The sequence below is a fragment of the Sporosarcina ureae genome (assembly GCF_029267015.1).
Classification (GTDB): domain Bacteria; phylum Bacillota; class Bacilli; order Bacillales_A; family Planococcaceae; genus Sporosarcina; species Sporosarcina ureae_D.
In genome coordinates this window covers 20,872-28,729 of record NZ_JARIEA010000068.1, presented here as the reverse complement: position 1 = coordinate 28,729, position 7,858 = coordinate 20,872, and the positions used below count along the sequence as shown (strand labels likewise).

The following is a 7,858-nucleotide window of genomic DNA, read 5'->3' as shown; positions in this document are numbered from 1 at the left end:
TTCGTATTGGTACGTCATGTCGTCACCTCATCCTTCATTCGTTACAGTATAACAAAAAACGACGTGACGTGACATAGTACTCTATGACGGATTTTAAACGGGTGATGATGGAACGTGTTTATAGAAGAGAGTGACTTAGTGTCTAGTTCAAAAGCGAGTGGATTGAGAGTAGTAAGTGAATTTGTGAGTACGAGGGGATGGAAGCTCCAGTTGGCGGACGCTTTCCTATGGGCTCTCGGTGAGCCAACCAGGTCGCGAGCTCCCTTTTGGTTGTCTCACCTTTCGAGCTGATCCATCAGGAGCCGCCGCCAACTTCCGCTTCCATCCTACTTATTGAGTTGAGGTACTTAGAACACTCATTGTAGGTAGTGTGTGAGTTATTGTTTTGTCTTCACTTATTTAGATTCAAGAGCTGAAGTTCAAAACCCATTACAACATTAAGTTCAATGCACAACAAATAGTATCTTCTACTTACATTGCAAGGGATTGGAGCGGCAGGCGGCGACTCCCGATGGATTAGCGTGCGCCTTGAGACCCCGCAGGGAGCGCAGCGGACGAGGAGGCTCAAGCCACGCCCATGGGAAAGCGTCCGCTCGGAACGGAAATCCCCACCTACAACACTAATTTTATTTTCTACTTAATCTTTCATTTAATAAAAACAAAATACAATCCAAACATCAGAAGGGTAGTGTAGCACTATGCAACGCACACATTATTGTGGGAACTTATCAGAACTACAAATCGGAGAAGAAGTCACGCTTAAAGGTTGGGTGCAGAAGCGCCGTGACCTTGGTGGTCTAATCTTCATCGACGTCCGCGACCGCGCAGGTATCGTCCAGACTGTATTCAACCCGGACATCTCCAAAGAAGCACTAGAAATTGCTGAAACACTTCGTAACGAATACGTCATCGAAGTAACGGGCCTCGTAATCGAACGTCAAGAGCGCACAAAGAACAAAAACATCGCAACAGGCGCAATCGAAGTCCAAGTGGTTGAAGTGAAAGTCATCAATGAAGCGAAGAACCCACCATTTACAATCGAAGACGAAACGGATGTAGGCGAAGAAACGCGTCTGAAGTATCGTTACCTCGACCTTCGTCGTCCTGAGCTTGCAAAAGTGTTCAAAATGCGTTCAGACATCACGAAAACGGTTCGTAACTTCTTGGATGATGAAGGATTCTTGGAAGTAGAAACACCAATCCTGACGAAATCAACTCCTGAAGGCGCGCGTGACTATTTAGTGCCAAGCCGTGTTCACGAAGGTGAGTTCTACGCATTGCCACAGTCACCACAGTTGTTCAAGCAGTTGTTGATGGTGTCTGGTTTCGATCGTTACTACCAAATCGCTCGTTGTTTCCGCGATGAAGATTTACGTGCAGACCGTCAACCGGAATTCACGCAAATCGACATGGAAATGAGCTTTATGTCAATCGAAGAAATTTTGGAGCTTAACGAACGCTTGATCAAAAAAGTGATGAAAGACGTCAAGCAAGTAGATGTGGAAACACCATTTAAACGTCTTCCATATGATGAAGCAATGGGTCGTTACGGTTCAGATAAGCCGGACACTCGTTTCGGAATGGAATTAACGGATGTTTCGGAGATTGTTAAAGATTCTTCATTCAAAGTATTCGCAGGCGCAGTAGAAGCAGGCGGACAAGTGAAGTTGATCAACGTTAAGGGTGCTGCAGAAAAGTATTCCCGTAAAGACATCGATGCACTTGGCGAATTTGCAAAAGTGTACGGCGCTAAAGGAATGGCTTGGTTGAAAGTGACGGAAGACGGCTTTAACGGCCCGATTGCGAAATTCTTCGACGGTGAAATTGGCGAAGCATTGAAAGCGGCTGGCGACGGAGAACCTGGAGATTTATTCTTATTCGGAGCAGATAAGAAGTCAGTTGTAGCCGATTCACTTGGCGCATTGCGTCTGAAATTAGGAAAAGAATTGGACTTGATCGATCAGTCTCAATACAACTTCCTATGGGTAACGGATTGGCCGTTATTCGAGTACGACGAGGAAGATGGCCGTTACTACGCAGCGCATCACCCATTCACGATGCCTGCTGACGTGGAAGAATTGAAGACGAGCCCTGAAACTGTAAAAGCACAAGCGTATGACTTAGTATTGAACGGGTATGAACTTGGTGGCGGATCATTGCGTATTTATCAGCGTGACGTGCAGGAAGCGATGTTCAAAGCACTTGGCTTTACGGATGAGCAAGCACGTGAGCAGTTCGGATTCTTGTTGGATGCATTCGAATACGGAACACCTCCACACGGCGGAATTGCGTTCGGTCTTGACCGTATCGTGATGTTGCTTGCAGGATCTACCAACTTACGTGACACGATCGCGTTCCCTAAAACAGCTAGTGCGAGCGATCTATTGACAGAAGCACCAAGTTCTGTAGATGATGCACAACTGAAAGAACTCGGGATTAAAGTAGTCGCTGAACCAGTGAAAAAGTGAGTATCTAACTATTTTCAGAACACTTTATACAAATTGATTGAATTATAAAAACGTGTGTGATAAGATGAAGTTAGTAGAAATCCTGAAGTGTTCGTCATTTGTAAATTAGTTTTGACCCAACATCTTATCGTCGGGAGTTCAACGTTATAGCTTGGATGACATGCCTTTAATCGGGACGCCAAAAGAGTTATACAGGACACCCACCTGCTATTAGCGGGTTCAAAGCGATATTCAAAGACGGCACAGTCGGGATTTCACTTAACTTTAAACTTTCAACCTTCTTGCGGAAGCGAGGAGGTTTTTTATTGCCTAAAATTCAGTTAGTTGCGCGAATACAGGTGACTGTTTTAGGATAGAGATAATACAATTTACGATAAAGGATGCGGTATAAATGTTACATCAATTTTCAAGAAATGAATTGTCAATCGGTACAGAAGGCGTCGAGCGAATGAAAGGCAAGACTGTGGCCATTTTAGGCGTGGGTGGAGTCGGTTCATTTGCTGCGGAAGCATGCGCGCGCACAGGTGTTGGACGAATTATTTTAGTAGATAAAGATACGATCGACGTTACCAATATCAATCGTCAACTAGTCGCCTATTTGTCGACGGTCGGGCGTTCGAAATCAGAGGTCATGAAAGAACGTATCTTGGATATTAACGCCGAGTGTGAAGTGATCGATCTACATATGTTTTACACAGATGAAACAGCGGAAGAATTTTTCTCATATAAACCCGATTATGTCATCGATGCGTCGGATACGATTAGCTATAAGATTCATTTGATCCAGCAATGTCTCGAACGCGGTGTGAAAGTGATTTCGAGTATGGGGGCTGCGAATAAAACGGATCCGACGCGATTCCAAATTGCGGATATTTCGAAAACGCATACCGATCCACTCGCGAAAGTGATGCGTCTTCGTTTGCGCAAGCTTGGTATTCCAAAAGGTGTGCCGGTCGTATTTTCCGATGAAAGTCCGATTGTCGTGCGCGAAGATGTTCTTGAAACGGTCGGAAATGCAGATGCGTCCATTCGAAAAGCACAAATGCCTCCAGCTTCCAATGCATTTTGTCCGTCCGTGGCTGGTTTAATTCTTGCCAGTTGGGTATTAAATGATATAGTGGCAGATATTCCAGTAGAACGTGTCAATGATGCCAAATAAAGGAGAGATCGAATATGAAGACAACTGAAATGATCATTAATGGTAAGCAGATCGGTAAGGAGTTAGAAAAAATCGATGTAGTAAATCCTTCAACTGGTGAGACAATCGGTGCAGTACCTAAAGGAGGCAAAGCAGAAGCTACGCAAGCAGTCGATGCGGCTTCTGCAGCGTTTTCAGACTGGGCTGCGTTGTCAGCATATGAGCGCAGTGCCTATTTAATGAAATGGCATGCGTTGATTGAGGAACATGAAGAAAGCGTAGCCGACACCATGACGACTGAGCAAGGCAAGCCGTTAGCTGAAGCGCTTGGCGAAATGCGTTATTCGAATGGTTACATTAGCTGGTTTGCTGAAGAAGGTAAGCGGATTTATGGTGAAACGATTCCGGCTACCCAAACGAATAAGCGATTGTTCGTGCAAAAGCAACCAGTAGGTGTCATCGCGTCGATAACGCCATGGAACTTTCCAGCGGCTATGATTGCGCGTAAAGTCGCCCCGGCTCTCGCGGCAGGCTGTACGGTCGTCATGAAGCCGGCTTCTCAGACGCCGCTAACTGCAATTCGTTTAATAGAGCTAGCGCAAGAAGCAGGTATTCCGGATGGTGTTCTTAACATCGTAACAGGCAGTGCGAGTGAAATTGCAGAAGCGTGGCAGGAAGACGGTCGTGTGCGCAAGCTAACGTTTACAGGATCTACTGAAATCGGTAAGACGTTGATGAAAGGTGCAGCCGATACGATGAAAAAGATTTCGTTGGAACTCGGTGGACAGGCACCGGCGATTATTATGGCGGACTCGGATCTTGATAAAGCAGTAGATGGCGTTATTGCGGCGAAATTCCGTAATGCAGGACAAACATGTGTCTGTGCCAACCGTATTTATGTTCATTCATCAATTGTTGAAGAATTTACAAAGCGCATTGCAGAGGAAACGAAGAAATTGAAAGTCGGCGACGGCAAAGAAGAAGGCGTCGTTATTGGTCCGTTAATTGACCAAGATGCAATCGATAAAGTGGATGAGCATGTACAAGATGCGAAAGCTAAAGGGGCAACAGTCGTTACAGGCGGTGAACTCATTAAAGGCTTATTCTACCAACCGACTGTCTTAAAAGATGTAACAGACGACATGCTCTGTATGCAAGAAGAGACATTTGGCCCGGTATTGCCAATTACTACGTTTGAGACACAAGAGGAAGTAGTCAAGCGTGCCAATGATACAGTATTTGGACTAGCGTCATACGTCTTCACGGAGAATATCACAAAAGGTATTCAAATTTGCGAAGCGTTAGATTATGGTATCGTGGGACTAAACGACGGCTTACCATCTGCTCCACAAGCTCCATTTGGCGGCTTTAAACAAAGCGGTCTTGGACGCGAAGGCGGACATCAAGGAATGGATGAATACTTGGAAGTGAAATATATTTCACTAGGCTTATAATAAAAAAGGAAGCGAAAGGGAAGAGTTAGACTCATCCCTTTCGCTTCTTTTAATTGGTTTTGAACTCGCGTAAAATGCTATTTCCGTCTAGTACTTTAAAATGTGCAGTCATCGTCCGGTCGTTTACACTATCCGCTGATACGCGATGGCCGAATTTTGGAACATAGACGCGATCCAGTCCAAAATTCACGATATAATGATCATTCTGACGGTATTCCCGTTCCGTCGTTTGCGCCAACCATCCCATTAAATACACGCCTTCAGCAGGCTTTTTATTGCTCAATGAAACGACTTGATGCACATCTCCTTTTTGTTCCAATACGCCAAACACTCGCGTTTGACCTAAATCATCTGGTTTCATTAAAGCGGTTATCAAACTAGGAGTCATGCGCTCTTTCGGTACTTTTTCCACGTCATAGCGCAATATGACTGAGTTTTCGTTTGTGTCTTGTTCGGTGATGGTTTCTGATTGAAGATAAATATCCGTGCCGGTTTTGAGCGTAGTGAAGTAAGGAACCGTGAGACTAGCTAGGATGAGCAGGGGAATGATGAAGAGGATCGATATACTGAATTTACTATGCTTAGGGCCCATTTTAGAGTCACCGCCTTTCTGTAGTTTCATAAAAAAGATTCTTCTTATGTACAGATAGCATGTGCAGTTTATGTGTATTTTAGTAAGTATTTACCCAAATTTTTTATTTCAGAAACCTTTCACATGTGTTTGTATAGGGAGAGTGATTTTACGTTTTGTTTGCATAAGAGCGTAATATGCGGTGTTGTAAGTGTTTGGGATGCAGTTCAAACGCGTCCGCCTGGAATGCAGATCACAACGGTGTCCACCACTATCCCCTTCACTATTTACCACAAAAAAACTGCCGCATGCAGTCACTATGACTCTCGCGGCAGTACTTTTATTAAATCAATAATCCGAACAACGTACTATCCTTATTCACTTCTTTATAAGGGAAGCCGTTCTTTTCCATTCGTGCAATCAGCCCATTATAGTCTTCCTTGCGCTTAATCTCAATTCCGACAAGACCGGGACCGCTCTCTTTATTATTCTTCTTCGTATACTCAAACATCGTAATATCATCCTCAGGCCCAAGCACACCATCAAGGAACTGGCGCAATGCACCTGCACGTTGTGGGAAATCGACCAAGAAATAATACAACAAGCCTTCATAAATCATTGACTTCTCTTTGATCTCCTGCATTCGTCCGATATCATTATTACCGCCACTGATCACACAAACGACGCACTTACCTTTGATTTCATTCTTATAAAAATCAAGTGCTGCAATCGGAAGGGCACCTGCTGGCTCCGCGATAATCGCATGTTCATTGTATAGGTCAAGAATCGCGGTACATACTTTCCCCTCGGGGACACTGACGATGTTTTCAAGATATTCATTGCAAATTTCATAATTAAGCTCGCCCACGCACTTCACGGCAGCACCATCGACAAACTTATCGATATTGGCTAGCGGCACGATCTTTTGTGCATCAATCGAAGCTTTCATACTGGCGGCGCCTGCTGGCTCTGCCCCAATCATTTTCGTATGAGGAGACAAGTTTTTGATGTATGTGCTGATGCCGGACATTAATCCGCCGCCACCGATACTTGCGAAGACATAATCGATCGGTTCTTCAATATCATTCATAATTTCAACAGCCACTGTCCCTTGGCCCGCGATAATATCCTTATCATTGAAAGGGTGAATGAAAATACGTTTTTCTTTTTCCATTAATTCGACTGCACTTTCGAAACAATCATCGAAAGTATCACCGACTAAAATGATTTCGATCCGATCGCGTCCGAACATTTTCACCATATTAACTTTCTGTTTAGGAGTCGTTTGTGGCATAAAGATTTTGCCGTCAATGTCCAGGTTCGCACAAGCGAATGCTACGCCTTGTGCATGGTTTCCTGCACTCGCACAGACAATTCCTTTTTTACGAGCTTCTGTTTCAATGCGTTTCATCTTATAATACGCACCGCGCAGTTTAAAGGAACGGACATGCTGCAAATCTTCGCGCTTAATATACACGTGGCAATCATACTTTTCCGATAGACGATCATTCTTCTGTAAAGGCGTATGCGCAACTATGTCTTTCAGCAACTGGTTGGCAATTAAGATATCTTCTACTTGTACACTATGAGTTTCCATTTTTTTCACCTTCATCATTTATCATCTAACCTCCGTTACTGAGTCAACGTTTACTCATATTAACATGAAAAAAACTGATTGAACATAAGAAAGTTCTAAATTGTGTGTTTATTTTATGAAGTTTGATAAAAAGGGAAAAAGTCTTGTGGATGTAAGCGGTTACTTGCTTGATGAGATTTCTAACGAACCCATTTCATTATTCATTTAATAAATTCATGCAAAAATTTATTAGCTTTTTGTGGTGAATACTAGTAAGTACATTCACTAATAGGGAAGTCTTTTCTTAGTTATACGTAAATAAGAATTGTTTAATTCGCTGATGCAAGGGAAAACTAATATATGAAGAACTAACACATCAGAAAGGAAGCGTTTGTTCATGCAGAAATGGGATAGTAGACCAGAAAAGCCTGATAACATGCAATGGACGGTGTTTGTTATAACTCTCGTCATCATCGCTGCTGTGATAGTATACGGCCTGATGATGTAAAGTGAAAAAAGTGGTATGTCAGTACATTGACATACCCCTTTCTATTTTAAAGCACTGAATCTATCATTCGTCGTGCTCTTTTGGAATTCGTCGCGAAATAATAGCTTCTGTCTGAAATGAATGACAACTCAGACTACTCTGTT

The 7,858-nt window shown here is 43.5% G+C and carries 5 protein-coding genes and 1 other RNA gene; 4 read left to right on the top strand and 2 right to left on the bottom strand.

The genetic code is table 11. From position 1 onward, the window contains the following. Positions 1 to 698: 698 nt before the first annotated feature. The 4 genes from aspS to Q7P97_RS11175 all read left to right on the top strand — a co-directional run bounded on the left by aspS (position 699) and on the right by Q7P97_RS11175 (position 5,060). Positions 699 to 2,468 (top strand): aspartate--tRNA ligase, encoded by a 1,770-nt coding sequence (gene aspS / locus Q7P97_RS11190; RefSeq protein ID WP_099625905.1) that lies wholly within the window; start codon positions 699 to 701, stop codon positions 2,466 to 2,468. Between the two features lie 76 nt (positions 2,469 to 2,544). Further along, positions 2,545 to 2,725, top strand: a non-coding RNA gene (gene ssrS, locus Q7P97_RS11185) — 6S RNA. A gap of 134 nt (positions 2,726 to 2,859) precedes the next feature. Further along, positions 2,860 to 3,627 carry a tRNA threonylcarbamoyladenosine dehydratase gene (locus Q7P97_RS11180; protein ID WP_303969262.1) on the top strand — a complete coding sequence of 256 codons (768 nt, stop codon included), beginning with the start codon at positions 2,860 to 2,862 and terminating at the stop codon, positions 3,625 to 3,627. A 14-nt stretch (positions 3,628 to 3,641) separates the two neighbouring features. After that, positions 3,642 to 5,060, top strand: a complete 1,419-nt coding sequence (locus Q7P97_RS11175) for an NAD-dependent succinate-semialdehyde dehydrogenase (protein ID WP_303969261.1) — start codon at positions 3,642 to 3,644, stop codon at positions 5,058 to 5,060. 49 nt (positions 5,061 to 5,109) lie between these two features. Here the strand turns inward: Q7P97_RS11175 and Q7P97_RS11170 are convergent, their stop codons facing one another. Together Q7P97_RS11170 and ilvA are read right to left on the bottom strand one after the other, a co-directional pair. Then, a complete protein-coding gene (locus Q7P97_RS11170) occupies positions 5,110 to 5,682 on the bottom strand; it encodes a GDYXXLXY domain-containing protein (protein WP_303969260.1) in 573 nt (190 codons plus the stop codon). 292 nt (positions 5,683 to 5,974) lie between these two features. Continuing rightward, entirely contained in the window at positions 5,975 to 7,243 is a 1,269-nt protein-coding gene (gene ilvA / locus Q7P97_RS11165; RefSeq protein WP_303969265.1) for a threonine ammonia-lyase IlvA, read from the bottom strand. Positions 7,244 to 7,858: the final 615 nt, after the last annotated feature.

Coding starts and splice junctions, on each gene's coding strand:
- aspS (WP_099625905.1), top strand. CDS start 699: ATGCAACGCACACATTATTGTGGGAACTTATCAGAACTACAAATCGGA.
- Q7P97_RS11180 (WP_303969262.1), top strand. CDS start 2,860: ATGTTACATCAATTTTCAAGAAATGAATTGTCAATCGGTACAGAAGGC.
- Q7P97_RS11175 (WP_303969261.1), top strand. CDS start 3,642: ATGAAGACAACTGAAATGATCATTAATGGTAAGCAGATCGGTAAGGAG.
- Q7P97_RS11170 (WP_303969260.1), bottom strand. CDS start 5,682: ATGAAACTACAGAAAGGCGGTGACTCTAAAATGGGCCCTAAGCATAGT.
- ilvA (WP_303969265.1), bottom strand. CDS start 7,243: ATGAAGGTGAAAAAAATGGAAACTCATAGTGTACAAGTAGAAGATATC.